This is a genomic window from Sphingomonas sp. NPDC019816, from assembly GCF_050274375.1.
Taxonomy (GTDB): domain Bacteria; phylum Pseudomonadota; class Alphaproteobacteria; order Sphingomonadales; family Sphingomonadaceae; genus Sphingomonas.
This window is the reverse complement of the sequence record NZ_JBNNOB010000018.1, coordinates 26,980-40,643: the sequence shown is the minus strand read 5'-3', so window position 1 is coordinate 40,643 and position 13,664 is coordinate 26,980. Positions and strand designations below refer to the sequence as shown.

Here is a 13,664-nt window from a genome sequence, read left to right as displayed (position 1 = left end):
CTTGTGCTTGCCGCGCAGGATGTTCGCGATGATGGTGGCGGCACGGCCGACAACCAGACCGTCGGCATCAACGATATGCCACTTCTTCTCCACCTCGTGCGGCTTGGCCGACTTGGTGGTCTTCATGAGCGCCTTCATGGGCGTGAGACCTTTCGGTTTGAAATGCAACGCGCCGCCCTTTGGATCGGGCAGCGCGGACAAGAGGCCAATGCTGGAGGGGCATGAAAATGTCAAGCAAAGTGCGGCTTTGCTGACGGGTATTATGATACCATGGGCTTTTCCGGTAAGCGGCCGAGCCGGTGGGCGGCGCAGGTGGCGGCGATGAGGAGGAGCGCGGCATTGGCCTGATGCGCGACCGCGATATCGATCTGCACCCCGGACAGCAGCGTCGCGATGCCCAGGCCGATCTGGACGACGACCAGCGCGATCACCAGCCATCCCGCCCGAAACGCGCCGTGCCGGATTGCCCGCGCGGCCATCCAGACGAGCAGGCCGGCCGCCGCGAAGGCGAACCAGCGATGGATGAACTGCACGACGACCGGATTGTCGAAGACATTGGCGATGGCGGGCGACATCATCGGCGTGCCTTGCGGGAACCACGCGTCGCCCATCAACGGCCAGCTCGAAAAGGCATAGCCGGCGTCGAGCCCCGCGGTCAGCGCGCCGAACATCAACTGGACGAACAGGACCAGCAGCGCACCGCCGCCCAGCAACGTCAGCCTGGACGGCGGCGCCAGCCGGCTACGGTGCAGTGCGCGCAGGTCGAGCGCGGTCCAGACGATGCCCGCCAGGATGAACAGCGCGGTCAGCAAATGGACGGTCAGTCGGATATGGCTGACATCGGTCCGCTCGACCAGGCCCGAGGCGACCATCCACCAGCCGATGGCTCCCTGCAAACCGCCCAGCGCCAGCAGCGCCAGCAGGCGCGGCTTGTATCCCGCCGGGATCGCCTTGCGCAGCCAGAACCAGATCAGCGGCAGGGCAAAGGCCATGCCAATCACCCGTCCCAGCACACGGTGGAGATATTCCCAGAAGAAGATCGCCTTGAACCCGCCCAGGTCCATGTCGCGATTGAACGTCCAATATTCGGGGATGCGCTTGTAATTGTCGAATTCGGCCTGCCACTGGGCGTCGGTCAGCGGGGGGACGATGCCGGTGATCGGCTTCCACTCAGTAATCGACAGGCCGCTGTTGGTCAGGCGGGTGATGCCGCCGACGATCACCATCGCGACGATCAGGCCGGCAACGAAGCTCAACCAGCGGGCGAGGGCACGGGGGCGGGCGGTGACCATGAAGGCGGGGCTCGGGTGCAGCATGCCCCCATCATAGGGAGCGGGACGGACGGAATATAGTGGACCGAATGACCCCGGTCGCGGCCGCGCATGCGATGTGATGTTGTAACCGGTGGTCGCCATCCCCAGATCACGATCATGGACGCCGCATCGCATCGCTCATCCCGCAGGTCGGCGGTATCCGGCCCGGTCTTCGGACCGGGGTTGGCCGGATCGTTGTGGCTTTCCGCGGTTTCCTTCCGTCATCGCCGTGCGGGCCGGCTTGCTCCCGCCACGGTCCCGTCTTAAGTCCCGGTCATGGCGCACGCGCATCAACATATGGAGCCCGAAGGGGCCGATCTCGCCCAGGCGGCAAAAGCCACGTTGGAACGCGCGGGCGAGCAATGGACCGCGATGCGTGCCAGTGTGTTCGAGGCGCTGGCCGGTTTCGAGAAACCCGCCTCGGCCTATGACATCGCCGACGCCATGTCGAAGGCGCAGGGGCGACGCGTGGCGGCGAACAGCGTGTACCGCATCCTCGACCTGTTCGTCGGCGCCAATCTGGCCCGCCGGGTGGAAAGCGCGAACGCCTATGTGGCGAACGCTCATCCCAATTGCCTGCACGACTGCATCTTCCTGGTCTGTGACAAATGCGGCCAGACCACGCATATCGACGACGACAGCCTGACCGGCGCGGTGCGCGATGCCGCACGCGGGGCCGGGTTCAGCCCGGAGCGTCCGGTGATCGAGGTGCGCGGCCGCTGTTCGGATTGCGCGAGGGGTTGACCGGGCATGCCGATCAGCCGGGCTAAAGGCTCTTGCCCATACGGATCAGGGGTACGGTAACGCCCTCGACGGGGGCGGAGCGCACCGCTTCGATCGCCGCATATCCGCAGGCGCGATAGAGCGGTTCGCCGGCCAGCGTCGCCATCATCTCCGCGCGCCGAAAGCCCGCATCCCTGGCGGCATCCTCGCACCGGGTCAAAATCATCCGGCCCAGCCCGCGCCGGGCGAAGTCAGGGTCGGTGTACATGGCGCGGATGCGCGCCGGCTGCGTCGCGGGATCGAGCAGCGCGGCGTCGCGCAGCCCCGTGCTGTGATCCCCGCCATACAGTGTGGCGCGCGCACTCCATCCGCCGCATCCCGCCAGCCGGCCCTCGGCAAACGCGAGCAGATAGGTGCCATCGGCGATCAATTGCGTATCCAGGCCCATGACCGCGCGACTGGCGATAATTTCGGCCGGGGAGAGAAACGCTTGCTGAAGCGTTGCGATGGCGCGGTCCATCAGGACCGCGATGGCGGGAAGGTCGGTCGAGTTGGCCCAGCGGAATGTGAACATGTCCCGATTTTGCAACCCGGCCCCATGTCGTCAACATGACATAGGTGAAAGGTGGCAATCGACACCACCGATTTGCTGCGATAAGCCGGTGTGATGGCAGATATTCCTCAGACCCCGTTGCTCGACACGGTCCACACCCCCGACGATCTGCGGCGGCTCGCCCCCGAACAATTGCGGCAGCTGGCCGACGAGTTGCGGACCGAGACGATCTCGGCGGTCGGCACCACCGGGGGGCATCTGGGCTCCGGGCTGGGCGTGGTCGAGCTGACGGTCGCGCTCCATTACGTGTTCAACACGCCGGCCGACCGGCTGGTGTGGGACGTCGGCCATCAATGCTATCCGCACAAGATCCTGACCGGTCGCCGCGACCGTATCCGTACGCTGCGCCAGGGCGGCGGCCTGTCCGGGTTCACCAAGCGGTCGGAAAGCGAATACGACCCCTTCGGCGCGGCGCACAGCTCGACCTCGATCTCGGCGGCGCTCGGTTTTGCGGTCGCCAACAAGCTGGCCGGCACGCCCGGCAAGGGCATCGCGGTGATCGGCGATGGCGCGATGTCGGCGGGCATGGCCTATGAGGCGATGAACAACGCCGAACAGGCGGGCAATCGCCTGGTCGTCATCCTGAACGACAACGACATGTCGATCGCACCGCCGGTAGGCGGTCTGTCCGCCTATCTGTCGCGCATGGTGTCGAGCCGCGAGTTCCTGGGCGTGCGCGACGTGCTGAAGAAGCTGGCCAAGCGCTTCCCGCGTCCCATCCAGAAGGCGGCGCGCAAGACCGACGAATTCGCGCGCGGCATGACCATGGGCGGCACGCTGTTCGAGGAGCTGGGCTTTTATTATGTCGGGCCGATCGACGGTCACAATCTTGACCATCTGATCCCGGTGCTGGAGAATGTCCGCGACGCCGAGGAGGGGCCGATCCTGATCCACGTCGTCACCAAGAAGGGCAAGGGCTATGCCCCGGCCGAGGCGGCGGCGGACAAATATCACGGCGTCCAGAAATTCGACGTCATCACCGGCGCGCAGGCCAAGGCGCCGCCGGGGCCGCCGGCCTATCAGAACGTCTTCGGCGAGGCCCTGGCACGTGAGGCGGAGGCCGATCCCCGTATCTGCGCGATCACGGCGGCCATGCCGTCGGGCACCGGGCTCGACAAGTTCGCCAATGCGCACCCCGACCGCTTCTTCGACGTGGGCATCGCCGAGCAGCATGCGGTGACCTTCGCGGCCGGTTTGGCGGCGCAGGGCCTGCGGCCGTTCTGCGCCATCTATTCCACCTTCCTCCAGCGCGCCTATGACCAGGTGGTGCATGACGTCGCCATCCAGAACCTGCCGGTCCGCTTCGCGATCGACCGGGCCGGGCTGGTCGGGGCGGACGGCGCGACGCACGCGGGATCGTTCGACGTCACCTATCTCGCCAGCCTGCCCAACATGGTGGTGATGGCCGCCGCCGACGAGGCGGAGCTGGTCCATATGGTCCATACCTGCGTCAACCATGACAGCGGCCCGATCGCGGTCCGCTATCCGCGCGGCAATGGCGTCGGCCTCGCTTTGCCCGAGACGCCCCAATTGCTGGAGATCGGCAAGGGCCGGATGGTGCGTGAGGGCAAGAAGGTCGCCATCCTGTCGCTGGGCACCCGTCTTGGCGAGGCGCTGCGCGCCGCCGACGCGCTGGAGGCCAAGGGGTTGTCGACCTCGGTCGCCGATCTGCGTTTCGCCAAGCCGCTCGACGAGGCGCTGATCCGCCGGCTGCTCACCACCCACGAAGTGGCGGTGACGATCGAGGAGAATGCCATCGGAGGTCTGGGCGCGCATGTCCTGACCATGGCCTCGGACGAGGGGCTGATCGATGCCGGCCTCAAGCTGCGTACGATGCGCCTGCCCGACATCTTCCAGGATCACGACAAGCCGGAGGTGCAATATGCCCAGGCCGGTCTGGACGCCGATGCGATCGTCGAGACGGTGCTCAAGGCGCTCCGCCACAACAGCACCCATGCCGCCGAGGTGACCGGGGGCGTCCGCGCATGATCCGGGGCTGGACCGCGGTCATCGTCTTCACGACGCTGGCGGTGGTCATGATGATCGGGGTGAATGTGCGCATGTGGCGGCGGATGAAGGCCGCCACGGCGGCGGCGAAGGCCGAGGCGGAGCGGGAAGATCGGGACGCTGTCGAAGCGGATGACGGCCCGAACCCCCGTTCAGCCTGAGCGAAGTCGAAGGCCACGCGGCGACGTCCCGCGTGGGTTCCTTCTCACCGCCTGAGATAATGCGCCTGCGGCGCATCGGTCGCGTTCAACTCCAGCACCACCCGCGCGGCGCTCGGTGCCAGCGGCCCCGACCGGGCTTCGCGGTCCGCCCCGCTCGCCGCGATCACCCGGCCGAGTAGTTCCTGCCCTTCCTGCCACCAGCCAAGACCACTGGCGGCATTGATATGCCCGTGATGCCCGGCATCGACGAAATGGCTGCCCCAATCGACGGCCAGGCTGTGCGCGCGCTCGATCGCGATCCACGGGTCGTCGCGGCTGGCGACCAGAATCGAGGGAAAGGGAAGCGGTGTGCGCGGGGAGGGGGCGAACCCCTTCAGACTGTCAGGCGCATCCGCGCGATCGACATCGGCCGGTGCGACAAGAAGCGCGCCCGCAACCGGCCAGCCATAGGGCTGCGGCGAAAGCTCCGCCCACCAGGCCACCGCGAGACAGCCGAGCGAATGGGCGGCCAGGATCACCGGCGCTTGCGCCTGACGTATCGCCTCGTCGAGCCGGGTGACCCAGGCGTTGCGATGCGGTGTCGACCACATGCCCAGTTCGACCCGGATCGTGTCGGGGCGAGCGTCTTCCCAAAGGCTTTGCCAATGCGACCGGCCAGAGCCGCCGAGACCCGGCACGGTCAGGATGGTCGGCTTGTGCGTTTCATGCGATGCGAACGAACCCATCGGGCATCTCCTTGCTGCCGGAGCCGAACGATCGAGTCCCGTTCGACCCTGATCCACAACTTATTCCTATCGAATAGATAGGCAATAGCTGCGGCGCCTGACGGATGGCGGCTTGCGACGAGCGGAGGGGCGCGATAGGGGCGGCCATGGCCAAACAGCGTGTCGACCAGATGCTCGTGGATCGCGGACTCGTGGAATCGCGGTCCCGTGCGCAGGCCATGATCATGGCCGGCCTCGTCTTTTCGGGCGAGACGAAGATCGCCAAGCCCGGCCAGCAGCTGGCCGCCGACGCCGGCCTGGAAGTGCGCGGCCGCGATCATCCCTGGGTGTCGCGTGGCGGCATCAAGCTGGCGCATGGGCTGGAGCATTTCGGCTGGGACGTGACGGATGTCATCGCGATCGATGTCGGTTCGTCGACGGGCGGTTTCACCGACGTGCTCCTGCAAAAGGGAGCGAAGCGCGTCTATGCGGTGGACAGCGGGACCAACCAGCTTGCCTGGTCGCTCCGCCAGGACCCGCGCGTGGTGGTCCATGAACAGACGAGCGCCCGCATCCTGACAGAGGCGCATATTCCCGAACCGGTCGACCTGATCGTCTGCGACGCCAGCTTCATCGGCTTGGCGAAGGTGCTGGAAAGGCCGATCACCTTCGCGGGCCCGGGGGGGCGCCTGCTCGCGCTGATCAAGCCGCAGTTCGAGGCGGGGCGCGAGGAGGTCGGCAAAGGCGGGGTGGTGCGCGATCCCGCCGTCCACGCGCGGGTCTGCGACGAGGTCGCCGAGTGGCTGTCGGCCAGCGGCTGGCACGTCGCCGGCGTGACGCAAAGCCCGATCACGGGGCCGGAGGGGAATGTCGAGTTTCTGGTGGCCGCATCCCGAAATTGAACGGGTCTAACCGATTGGCGTTGAGCTTTCCGTTTACTGTCGCGTGGCAGTACGGCAGACCGACCGGATCATAACGAAAGAGGAACGAGTGGGCGCGATCGCATCGAAGGGGCAGTTGCGAATGGCATTTCTGCGCTGGGCGGTCGTGACCGTGCCACTGGTCCTGTTGCTGGGCTTCGCCTCCGGGCGGTCGGTACCGTCGGGCAGCGAGAATGAATGGTATCGTGCGCTGGTCAAGCCCGCGCTGACGCCGCCCGGCTGGGTCTTTCCGGTCGCCTGGACGACGCTCTACATCCTGATGGGATTGGCGCTGGCGATGATCCTGCACGCGCGCGGAGCGAAGGGGCGGGGCGTCGCCATCGGACTATTCGTCGCCCAGCTGGCGCTGAACCTGTCCTGGACGCCCTTGTTCTTCGGTGCGCATGCGGTGGGTCTGGCGCTGATCGTGCTTCTCGCGATCCTGGCGCTGGCGATCGCGACGACCTTCGCCTTCGCGCGGATCCGGCGCGGCGCGGCGTGGCTGATGCTGCCCTATCTGGTCTGGCTGTCGTTCGCCGGCGTGTTGAACTGGCGGATCGGCCAGCTCAATCCCGATGCGGAAAGCCTTGTGCCGCGCACCCAAACCTCCCAAATGCTCTGAAACATTTATCGGGAATTTGATCATGCAGGCCGACAACAAGCTTTTCGACGATTTCGCCAAGGTGATGAACGGCCTGGCCGGCACGGTCGCTGGCATGGGCCGCGAGGCCGAATCCAGCGCACGCGCCCGCGCCCGCGAATGGATCGGCGGCCTGGATTTCGTCAGCCGCGAGGAGTTCGAGGTGGTGAAGGCGATGGCCGTCGCCGCGCGTGACGAAGCCGATGCGCTGAAGGTCCGGCTCGATGCGCTGGAGGCCAAGCAGGGTGGCGCGTCGTCGGTGACGGCCGGGGCCGAATCCTGATCGGCGCGATACCGTCGGACAGTCTGCCCGTGGTAATTACGCGGGCAGCTATCCACAGGATTCGGGGCGCGGTTGCTTGCAGTGGGACCGTTACGGGTGCAACCTGTAACGGTCTGGTTTTGTTCGCAGGACGGCGTGATGCTTGAATCGACCGATCACGAAACGGAAGAATCGGCCCCCATCGATATGCTGGAGGCGTATTTCGCCGCGCATGGCTGGGAGCATGAGCGGCATGACGAAGAGATCGTCGCCACGGTAAAGGGCAGCTGGGCGACCTATGAGTTGCGCGCGCTTTGGCGTGACGACGACAGCGTCCTGCAATTCCTCGCCTTCCCCGATATCAAGGTGACCGAGGATCGCCGCGCCAGCATCTATGAGGCGCTGGCGCTGGTCAACGAGCAGCTGTGGATCGGCCATTTCGAACTCTGGTCGAACAGCGGCATCCTGCTCTATCGCCACGCCGCGATGGTCGATGGTGGCGAGGATGGTACCATTTCCCTCAGCGCCACCGAATTGCTGGTGGAGTCGGCGATCGAGGAGTGCGAACGCTTTTATCCCGTCTTCCAGTTCGTGCTGTGGGGCGGAAAGAGTCCGCGCGAGGCGTTGGCCGCCGCTTTGATCGAGACCCAGGGTGAGGCCTGAAGGGCAGGGGATGCGCTTTCCCGGTGGACCGTTCTGGCTGATCGGATGCGGCAATATGGCGGGCGCGATGCTCCGCCGCTGGCTGTCGCAAGGATTGGACCCGGCGCAGGTGACCGTCATCACGCGCAGCGGTCGCGGCGCCCCCGAAGGCGTCCGCTCGCTGACCGCGCTGCCGATCGACGAGGCGCCGGCGACGTTGATGCTGGGCTTCAAGCCCCAGCAACTGAACGATATCGCTCCCGGGCTCGCGCATCTGAACCCCGGGCTGCTGCTGTCGATCCTCGCTGGTGTCGAGGAACAGGCGCTGGCCGCGCGTATTCCGGCCGGTGCGACGGTCAGGATGATGCCCAACCTGCCGGTCGCGATAGGCCAAGGGGTGACGGCGCTGTTCACCCGCTCGACCGATCCCCGGATTCGTGCGGATGCGCAGGGGCTGGCCGAGGCGCTGGGATTGGCGCCGTGGATCGAGGACGAGGCGCGCTTCGACGCGGTGACCGCGCTGGCGGGATGCGGTCCGGCGTTCGTGTTCCGCTTCATCGATGCGATCGCGCAGGCGGGCGTCGCGCTGGGCCTCGACGCCGAATTGGCGCAGCAATTGGCCTTGGCGACGGTGAACGGCGCCGGATCGATGGCGGTCGGGGCCGATGCGTCGCCCGGCATTCTGGCGGATCGTGTGGCCAGTCCCGGGGGCTCGACACGCGAAGGTCTGAACGTCCTCGACGCCAACGATGCGCTCAAGCGGCTGATGGTCGCTACGCTGACCGCCTCGGAACGGCGCAATCGGGAAATGGCGGCGGCGGCGCGCCGCTGATCCCCGGATCAGCCGTCGTTGCTGCGCAAATCCTCGACGCGGGCGCGTTCCGGTTCAGGAATCAGGCCCTCCAATACGGTCCAGAACCCCGTGACCGCCTGCTGCCCCGCACGCGCATAGGCCTTGGCCAACTTCTCGCGCAGCGCGTCGAACAACTGCGCCTCCATCGCCGCGCCGGCCGGGGTCAGCCGCAGCAGTCTTTGCCGGCGGTCGCGGTCGCCCGGACGCGTTTCGACCAGGTCACGGCTCGCCAGCTCGTTGAGGACGCGACCCAGCGACTGCTTGGTGATCGCCAGTAACGACAATAGCTCGCTGACCGTCATGTCGGGCTTGCGCGCCATGAAATAGAGCGCGCGGTGATGCGCACGCCCCAGCCCTTGTGCCGCGAGCCCGCGATCGATCGACCGTACTATGTGACTATTGCCGAAATACAGCAGTTCCAGCCCGCGCCGAAGCTCGGGCTCGCGGAGAAATTGTGCCGATGCGGACTGGTTCGAGGCAGCCATGTTGACCCGTCTACTCACACGTCCTAGGCCACGGCAACCCAAAATAGAGAGATGGTCATGAACGCGCAGCAATCCCTGACGTTTCGGTTCGATCCTAGCCAGACCCCGGTCGAGGCGAGCGAGCGCTCCGCACGTCTGGTCGATCCCGGTTTCGGGCGCGTCTTCACCGATCACATGGCCCTGATCCGCTATAGCGACGAACAGGGCTGGCACGATGCGCAGATCACCGCGCGCGCGCCGCTGACCATCGATCCGGCCGCGTCGGTCCTGCATTATGCGCAGGAAATCTTCGAAGGGATGAAGGCCTATCGCCTGGCCGATGGCGGCACGGCGCTGTTCAGGCCCGAAGCCAATGCCCGCCGTTTCCAGGACTCGGCGCGGCGCATGGCGATGCCCGAACTGCCCGAGGAGCTGTTCCTGGAATCGGTGGAGCGCCTGGTCGCGGTCGAGCGGGACTGGATCCCCGAACAGGATGGCGGCGCGCTGTATCTGCGCCCCTTTATGTTCGCCAGCGAGGTGTTCCTGGGCGTGAAGCCGTCATCCGAATATCTCTATATGGTCATCGCCTCGTCGGTCGGCGCCTATTTCAAGGGCGGCGCGCCTGCGGTTTCGATCTGGGTCAGCCAGGGCTATACGCGCGCCGCGCCCGGCGGCACGGGCGCCGCCAAGTGCGGCGGCAACTATGCCGCCAGCCTGCTCGCGCAAAAGGAAGCCATCGCCAATGGCTGCGATCAGGTCGTCTTCCTCGACGCGGTCGAGCGCCGCTGGGTTGAGGAGTTGGGCGGCATGAACGTCTTCTTCGTGTTCGACGACGGCAGCCTGGTGACCCCGCCGCTGACCGGCACGATCCTGCCCGGCATCACCCGCGATTCGATCCTGACCATTGCGCGCGCACAAGGGTTGACCGTGCGCGAGGAACCCTATGCCATCGACCAGTGGCGCGCCGACGCCGCCAGCGGCCGCCTGCTCGAGGCCTTCGCCTGCGGCACCGCCGCCGTCGTCACTCCGATCGGCAGCGTCGCCGAGCCGGCGGGCCGCTTCACCATCGGTAGCGGCGGTCCCGGCCAGTTGACCATGCGCCTTCGCGAACAGCTGGTCTCCATCCAGCGCGGCCAGGCCCCCGACCCCCATGGCTGGATGCGTCGCCTGGGCTAACGATTTCCCCGGAATAGGGGCTTTTCAAGAGCGGCGCGCCGGGTATAAGGCGCGCCTCTCCACTGGGGCGTCGCCAAGCGGTAAGGCAACGGTTTTTGGTACCGTCATACGCAGGTTCGAATCCTGCCGCCCCAGCCAAGATTTTCCAAGGGTTTGGCCGCAGGCGGGAGAGTTATCCACAGCCTGTTCCGCACTTCATTCCGCACTTTAGATCGTAGCGAACGCGATTCGCGGGCGGTGGCATGATGTCGCTGCTCAAGAACCCATGGGACGAGCTGTTCCTGTGCAAATGCTGTACGGATAAGCTGGCTCAGATCGAACGCTTGCGCAGCGACGAAGAAGCCCGGTCCGTGCAGCCTCAGTCCGCTACGGCGGATCGGCTGGTTTATTTTATCGGTGGTACAGATGGGCCGGTGAAGATCGGCAGTTCTGCGAACCCAAGCGCTCGCCTCAAAGAGGTCCAGACCGGCAGTTTTCGAGCGCTATCCATTCTGGCTGTCTGCCCGGGCGGCTTTACCCAAGAACGTGTATATCACCACCGCTTTGCAGACGATCGCCTCCATGGCGAGTGGTTCGCGCGCACCCCAGCGCTTGAGGCTGAAATCGCCTCTCTCTCCCGCCTCAACAAGGAGCAAGCAGCATGAGCGCGTGGGAAGCGCCGGGCGTTACCGATGAATGGTACACGCCGCCTGCGGTTTTCAATGCCCTTGGCTGCTGGTTCGATATGGACGTTTGTCCAGCACGCCATGCAGCGGGCCATGTGCCTGCTTCGGTAAATCTCCGAGGCGATGGGCTTTCTGAGCCATGGGAAGGCTTCGTCTGGGGCAACTTTCCGTTTGGCGGTCGCAACGGATTAGAACCGTGGCTCGACAAATTTATGGAGCATGGAAACGGCATTGCTTTGGTGCCGGATCGCACATCAGCCCCTTGGTTTTGGAAGGCGTTCCAGCGTGCTGACGCCATCCTGTTCACCCGCAAGATCCGGTTTCTCCGGCCTGACGGCACAGAGGGAAAATCCCCGTCGTGCGGAACGGCGCTGATGGCGCGTGGTGAAATTGGCTTCGCATCACTCCAGAGGGCGGCGGATGCCGGTTTCGGCATCATGACGCTTCCCTGGCCAAGAAAGGTAGCAGCATGACCGACCTGACCGAGCGGCTGCTAACCCGGCTGCGCGAACTAAACACCACTGATGACCATGCGCGAGGCTGTCAGGGGCGGGAGTATCATTGCTCCTGCGATTACGACATTCGTGTCGAGAACGCAGTCTTTGAGGCGATTGCAGCCCTCGAAACCCTCACGCAGGAAAACGCGCGGCTAGACCGGGATCGGGAGTTAGCCATCAAATGGGCAAACCAGTCCGTGTCGATGCTTCAAAGCACATTCTTCCCGGTGGCTGATGCACTTCGCGATTTGGAGGCGTACTTAGCCTACACACCGCACCACAATGCGCCCGAAGCAGCGGCAGCCCGAAAAGTCCTGCGCGCTTTCGACGCCTGCGAGGTGCCGCCAGCCCCCGCCCGCAAAGCCCTCGGAGGCGGCGATGCCAATCAGGCCTGAGAACAGATCGCGCTATCCCAAGACGTGGAAGACAATGGTCGCATCAGCTCGGGAGCGTAGCGGCGATCGGTGCGAATGCGATGGCCGATGCGGCTTAGATCATGAGGGTGGAAGGTGTAGCGCCGTCAATTACCAGCCGCATCCTGTCACGGGTTCCAAGGTCGTGCTGACCTTAGCTCATGAGCACGGCGTACCGCTCGAAGAAACCAGCATTGAGCGTATGTTTCACGCCTGCCAGCAATGCCACAACCGCTACGACGCTCCAATGCGCCGGGCAGGCATCCAGCAACGCGCAAAAGCCGCGATGGCTATAGCCGATATGTTCGGAGAACACCAATGACCAACACCGACGCGAAGATCATGCGGGAGGCGGGGATCGAGAAACGCCGTCTTGGCAGCATGAAGGCCAAGGGTATGGGGCAGTTCTTCCGCGACCGCTCTGACCCGGCCTTGCTGCAAGAGCTTGCCAAGTACGGGATCCGTAAATGATGACCGACCCCACCGAAATCGCGCGCGTCGCGGCTGGGCTGACGAGGGCGCAGAGGGATCTAGTGCTGTCGAAGGGGCAGGCTTTCGGGATGCCGATGTCAGCGATCGTCATGCGCCCGCTCGTTCGTCGCAAGCTATTCGACCGGGTGGAGCGCAAGGGCTTTCAGGTCTGGTGGCGCATCACTGATCTAGGTCACGCTGTCTCCGAACAGATTGGCCGCGACCACATCCTGCGGGAGAAGAGCGGTGGGTGAGGTTAGGGTAAAGCAGGAAGACCGTGAGGCTGCCGCCTCTTGCGTATCGTCAAGGAAGGCCAAGCGTGAAATCATAGATGGCGTTTGGGACGACAGCAGCACCGTCCAAGCCTTCGCCCGCCACCGCCAAGCAGCCGAGAAGGCGCAACAAGAGCGCGATGCGGCGTATATCGAAGGCAAGGGCGGTGTGATCCCCGGCGCTACGGTATTCGTCTCGCTTATCACAGGTGAGAACATGCCGTGCATGAGCGGCGATGCCCGCGACAAGCTGAACCCGCACAAGCGACGCCAGTTCGATGACGCAACCCGCGATCTCGCCACCGCCATCAGGAGTCAGGGCCATGAATAAGCTGCTTGCGCTCGCGGATCGCGTGGAAAAGCTCACCGGGCCGGATCGGGAGGTGATGTACGAGGCGTTTGATGCCTGCATGTCACGCAGAGAGTCGTCGAGAGAGGGTGTCATCGCCTGGTCACGTGAATGGCTGGCGTTCCAGAAGCTGGTCAATGCCGAAGCGTGGCTTAACGCCGCCATGATGATTTTGCCCGACGAGTGGGACCACATGGAGGTTTACCGGCCTGACTATCAGACGCTCGGATGGACCGTGCATGTCATGTACAACGCCAACTTGAAACGGACGCAGTTTCTAGGGTTCGCGCAGAGCCACGAACTAGCCCTCGTGGCGGCTTCGCTTCGCGCCCGCGCGCATGGGGGAGGGGAGGATTGAGAGTGACACCGTAGCGCCACCCTCCTAGCCCGATGCCGAAGCAGAGCGGGGGCATCGCGGTATACCACGTCAGCTGCGGCGCTAATAGGTAGTTGGTGAGGATAAAGGCCCACCAAGCCGATGATGGGGTAGCTGTTACAGCCGCCGCAGCTACCTCCCAA

General features: G+C 65.0%; 22 protein-coding genes and 1 tRNA gene. 18 read left to right on the top strand and 5 right to left on the bottom strand.

The window, feature by feature from the left end:
- Window positions 1-138, bottom strand: a 138-nt coding sequence (locus tag ACQKJZ_RS04685) for an uL13 family ribosomal protein (RefSeq protein ID WP_427730150.1), incomplete at its 3' end; no start/stop codon positions are given.
- Window positions 139-260: 122 nt separating this feature from the next.
- A complete protein-coding gene (locus tag ACQKJZ_RS04680; RefSeq protein WP_427730149.1) occupies window positions 261-1,316 on the bottom strand; it encodes a COX15/CtaA family protein in 1,056 nt (351 codons plus the stop codon).
- Between the two features lie 273 nt (window positions 1,317-1,589).
- On the opposite strand from ACQKJZ_RS04680, the gene ACQKJZ_RS04675 reads away from it, so the two are divergent.
- Complete coding sequence (locus ACQKJZ_RS04675; RefSeq protein WP_312489828.1) at window positions 1,590-2,057, top strand: Fur family transcriptional regulator; 468 nt, start codon at window positions 1,590-1,592, stop codon at window positions 2,055-2,057.
- Between the two features lie 22 nt (window positions 2,058-2,079).
- Here ACQKJZ_RS04675 and ACQKJZ_RS04670 read toward each other — a convergent pair whose 3' ends face one another.
- Window positions 2,080-2,610: a GNAT family N-acetyltransferase gene (locus ACQKJZ_RS04670; RefSeq protein ID WP_427730148.1), complete on the bottom strand. Its 531-nt coding sequence runs from the start codon at window positions 2,608-2,610 to the stop codon at window positions 2,080-2,082.
- 93 nt (window positions 2,611-2,703) lie between these two features.
- On the opposite strand from ACQKJZ_RS04670, the gene dxs reads away from it, so the two are divergent.
- Window positions 2,704-4,638 (top strand): 1-deoxy-D-xylulose-5-phosphate synthase, encoded by a 1,935-nt coding sequence (dxs, locus tag ACQKJZ_RS04665; RefSeq protein WP_427730147.1) that lies wholly within the window; start codon window positions 2,704-2,706, stop codon window positions 4,636-4,638.
- Entirely contained in the window at window positions 4,635-4,817 is a 183-nt protein-coding gene (locus ACQKJZ_RS04660; RefSeq protein ID WP_312489825.1) for a hypothetical protein, read from the top strand. Before dxs ends, ACQKJZ_RS04660 begins: the two co-directional genes overlap by 4 nt.
- A gap of 44 nt (window positions 4,818-4,861) precedes the next feature.
- Here ACQKJZ_RS04660 and ACQKJZ_RS04655 read toward each other — a convergent pair whose 3' ends face one another.
- A complete protein-coding gene (locus ACQKJZ_RS04655) occupies window positions 4,862-5,542 on the bottom strand; it encodes an RBBP9/YdeN family alpha/beta hydrolase (RefSeq protein ID WP_427730146.1) in 681 nt (226 codons plus the stop codon).
- Window positions 5,543-5,688: 146 nt separating this feature from the next.
- Here ACQKJZ_RS04655 and ACQKJZ_RS04650 point away from each other — a divergent pair, with 146 nt between their 5' ends.
- The 5 genes from ACQKJZ_RS04650 (at window position 5,689) to ACQKJZ_RS04630 (ending at window position 8,817) form a co-directional block, all read left to right on the top strand.
- Window positions 5,689-6,423, top strand: coding sequence for a TlyA family RNA methyltransferase (locus ACQKJZ_RS04650; protein ID WP_427730145.1), 735 nt, complete (start codon window positions 5,689-5,691; stop codon window positions 6,421-6,423).
- 121 nt (window positions 6,424-6,544) lie between these two features.
- Entirely contained in the window at window positions 6,545-7,063 is a 519-nt protein-coding gene (locus tag ACQKJZ_RS04645; RefSeq protein ID WP_312489822.1) for a TspO/MBR family protein, read from the top strand.
- A 22-nt stretch (window positions 7,064-7,085) separates the two neighbouring features.
- Window positions 7,086-7,364, top strand: coding sequence for an accessory factor UbiK family protein (locus tag ACQKJZ_RS04640; RefSeq protein WP_312489821.1), 279 nt, complete (start codon window positions 7,086-7,088; stop codon window positions 7,362-7,364).
- 138 nt (window positions 7,365-7,502) lie between these two features.
- Window positions 7,503-8,006 (top strand): YbjN domain-containing protein, encoded by a 504-nt coding sequence (locus ACQKJZ_RS04635; RefSeq protein ID WP_312489820.1) that lies wholly within the window; start codon window positions 7,503-7,505, stop codon window positions 8,004-8,006.
- Window positions 8,007-8,016: 10 nt separating this feature from the next.
- A complete protein-coding gene (locus tag ACQKJZ_RS04630) occupies window positions 8,017-8,817 on the top strand; it encodes a pyrroline-5-carboxylate reductase family protein (RefSeq protein ID WP_427730144.1) in 801 nt (266 codons plus the stop codon).
- Between the two features lie 8 nt (window positions 8,818-8,825).
- On the opposite strand, the gene ACQKJZ_RS04625 is transcribed toward ACQKJZ_RS04630, so the two are convergent.
- Window positions 8,826-9,323 carry a MarR family winged helix-turn-helix transcriptional regulator gene (locus ACQKJZ_RS04625; RefSeq protein ID WP_312489818.1) on the bottom strand — a complete coding sequence of 166 codons (498 nt, stop codon included), beginning with the start codon at window positions 9,321-9,323 and terminating at the stop codon, window positions 8,826-8,828.
- A 57-nt stretch (window positions 9,324-9,380) separates the two neighbouring features.
- Between ACQKJZ_RS04625 and ACQKJZ_RS04620 the strand changes: the two genes are divergently transcribed.
- The 10 genes from ACQKJZ_RS04620 to ACQKJZ_RS04575 all read left to right on the top strand — a co-directional run bounded on the left by ACQKJZ_RS04620 (window position 9,381) and on the right by ACQKJZ_RS04575 (window position 13,503).
- Window positions 9,381-10,478: a branched-chain amino acid aminotransferase gene (locus ACQKJZ_RS04620; RefSeq protein ID WP_427730143.1), complete on the top strand. Its 1,098-nt coding sequence runs from the start codon at window positions 9,381-9,383 to the stop codon at window positions 10,476-10,478.
- Between the two features lie 63 nt (window positions 10,479-10,541).
- Window positions 10,542-10,616: transfer RNA gene (locus ACQKJZ_RS04615), tRNA-Gln, on the top strand.
- Window positions 10,617-10,720: 104 nt separating this feature from the next.
- The gene (locus tag ACQKJZ_RS04610; RefSeq protein WP_427730142.1) at window positions 10,721-11,122 is read left to right on the top strand and encodes a GIY-YIG nuclease family protein; all 402 of its coding nucleotides are present in this window, start codon (window positions 10,721-10,723) and stop codon (window positions 11,120-11,122) included.
- On the top strand, window positions 11,119-11,616 hold the full coding sequence (locus ACQKJZ_RS04605; RefSeq protein WP_427730141.1) for a DNA N-6-adenine-methyltransferase: 498 nt from the start codon (window positions 11,119-11,121) through the stop codon (window positions 11,614-11,616). Before ACQKJZ_RS04610 ends, ACQKJZ_RS04605 begins: the two co-directional genes overlap by 4 nt.
- Window positions 11,613-12,035, top strand: a complete 423-nt coding sequence (locus tag ACQKJZ_RS04600; protein WP_427730140.1) for a hypothetical protein — start codon at window positions 11,613-11,615, stop codon at window positions 12,033-12,035. The genes ACQKJZ_RS04605 and ACQKJZ_RS04600 overlap by 4 nt, the downstream gene beginning before the upstream one ends.
- A gap of 163 nt (window positions 12,036-12,198) precedes the next feature.
- Complete coding sequence (locus tag ACQKJZ_RS04595; RefSeq protein WP_427730139.1) at window positions 12,199-12,375, top strand: hypothetical protein; 177 nt, start codon at window positions 12,199-12,201, stop codon at window positions 12,373-12,375.
- Window positions 12,372-12,524, top strand: coding sequence for a hypothetical protein (locus tag ACQKJZ_RS04590; RefSeq protein ID WP_427730138.1), 153 nt, complete (start codon window positions 12,372-12,374; stop codon window positions 12,522-12,524). Before ACQKJZ_RS04595 ends, ACQKJZ_RS04590 begins: the two co-directional genes overlap by 4 nt.
- Window positions 12,521-12,778, top strand: coding sequence for a hypothetical protein (locus ACQKJZ_RS04585; protein ID WP_427730137.1), 258 nt, complete (start codon window positions 12,521-12,523; stop codon window positions 12,776-12,778). Before ACQKJZ_RS04590 ends, ACQKJZ_RS04585 begins: the two co-directional genes overlap by 4 nt.
- Window positions 12,771-13,127 carry a hypothetical protein gene (locus tag ACQKJZ_RS04580; RefSeq protein WP_427730136.1) on the top strand — a complete coding sequence of 119 codons (357 nt, stop codon included), beginning with the start codon at window positions 12,771-12,773 and terminating at the stop codon, window positions 13,125-13,127. The genes ACQKJZ_RS04585 and ACQKJZ_RS04580 overlap by 8 nt, the downstream gene beginning before the upstream one ends.
- Window positions 13,120-13,503: a hypothetical protein gene (locus ACQKJZ_RS04575; protein ID WP_427730135.1), complete on the top strand. Its 384-nt coding sequence runs from the start codon at window positions 13,120-13,122 to the stop codon at window positions 13,501-13,503. The genes ACQKJZ_RS04580 and ACQKJZ_RS04575 overlap by 8 nt, the downstream gene beginning before the upstream one ends.
- Window positions 13,504-13,664: the final 161 nt, after the last annotated feature.

What these genes read in the sequence shown, in the direction of transcription:
- ACQKJZ_RS04680 (WP_427730149.1), bottom strand. Translation starts at nt 1,316, where the DNA reads ATGCTGCACCCGAGCCCCGCCTTCATGGTCACCGCCCGCCCCCGTGCC.
- ACQKJZ_RS04675 (WP_312489828.1), top strand. Translation starts at nt 1,590, where the DNA reads ATGGCGCACGCGCATCAACATATGGAGCCCGAAGGGGCCGATCTCGCC.
- ACQKJZ_RS04670 (WP_427730148.1), bottom strand. Translation starts at nt 2,610, where the DNA reads ATGTTCACATTCCGCTGGGCCAACTCGACCGACCTTCCCGCCATCGCG.
- dxs (WP_427730147.1), top strand. Translation starts at nt 2,704, where the DNA reads ATGGCAGATATTCCTCAGACCCCGTTGCTCGACACGGTCCACACCCCC.
- ACQKJZ_RS04660 (WP_312489825.1), top strand. Translation starts at nt 4,635, where the DNA reads ATGATCCGGGGCTGGACCGCGGTCATCGTCTTCACGACGCTGGCGGTG.
- ACQKJZ_RS04655 (WP_427730146.1), bottom strand. Translation starts at nt 5,542, where the DNA reads ATGGGTTCGTTCGCATCGCATGAAACGCACAAGCCGACCATCCTGACC.
- ACQKJZ_RS04650 (WP_427730145.1), top strand. Translation starts at nt 5,689, where the DNA reads ATGGCCAAACAGCGTGTCGACCAGATGCTCGTGGATCGCGGACTCGTG.
- ACQKJZ_RS04645 (WP_312489822.1), top strand. Translation starts at nt 6,545, where the DNA reads ATGGCATTTCTGCGCTGGGCGGTCGTGACCGTGCCACTGGTCCTGTTG.
- ACQKJZ_RS04640 (WP_312489821.1), top strand. Translation starts at nt 7,086, where the DNA reads ATGCAGGCCGACAACAAGCTTTTCGACGATTTCGCCAAGGTGATGAAC.
- ACQKJZ_RS04635 (WP_312489820.1), top strand. Translation starts at nt 7,503, where the DNA reads ATGCTTGAATCGACCGATCACGAAACGGAAGAATCGGCCCCCATCGAT.
- ACQKJZ_RS04630 (WP_427730144.1), top strand. Translation starts at nt 8,017, where the DNA reads ATGCGCTTTCCCGGTGGACCGTTCTGGCTGATCGGATGCGGCAATATG.
- ACQKJZ_RS04625 (WP_312489818.1), bottom strand. Translation starts at nt 9,323, where the DNA reads ATGGCTGCCTCGAACCAGTCCGCATCGGCACAATTTCTCCGCGAGCCC.
- ACQKJZ_RS04620 (WP_427730143.1), top strand. Translation starts at nt 9,381, where the DNA reads ATGAACGCGCAGCAATCCCTGACGTTTCGGTTCGATCCTAGCCAGACC.
- ACQKJZ_RS04610 (WP_427730142.1), top strand. Translation starts at nt 10,721, where the DNA reads ATGATGTCGCTGCTCAAGAACCCATGGGACGAGCTGTTCCTGTGCAAA.
- ACQKJZ_RS04605 (WP_427730141.1), top strand. Translation starts at nt 11,119, where the DNA reads ATGAGCGCGTGGGAAGCGCCGGGCGTTACCGATGAATGGTACACGCCG.
- ACQKJZ_RS04600 (WP_427730140.1), top strand. Translation starts at nt 11,613, where the DNA reads ATGACCGACCTGACCGAGCGGCTGCTAACCCGGCTGCGCGAACTAAAC.
- ACQKJZ_RS04590 (WP_427730138.1), top strand. Translation starts at nt 12,372, where the DNA reads ATGACCAACACCGACGCGAAGATCATGCGGGAGGCGGGGATCGAGAAA.
- ACQKJZ_RS04585 (WP_427730137.1), top strand. Translation starts at nt 12,521, where the DNA reads ATGATGACCGACCCCACCGAAATCGCGCGCGTCGCGGCTGGGCTGACG.
- ACQKJZ_RS04575 (WP_427730135.1), top strand. Translation starts at nt 13,120, where the DNA reads ATGAATAAGCTGCTTGCGCTCGCGGATCGCGTGGAAAAGCTCACCGGG.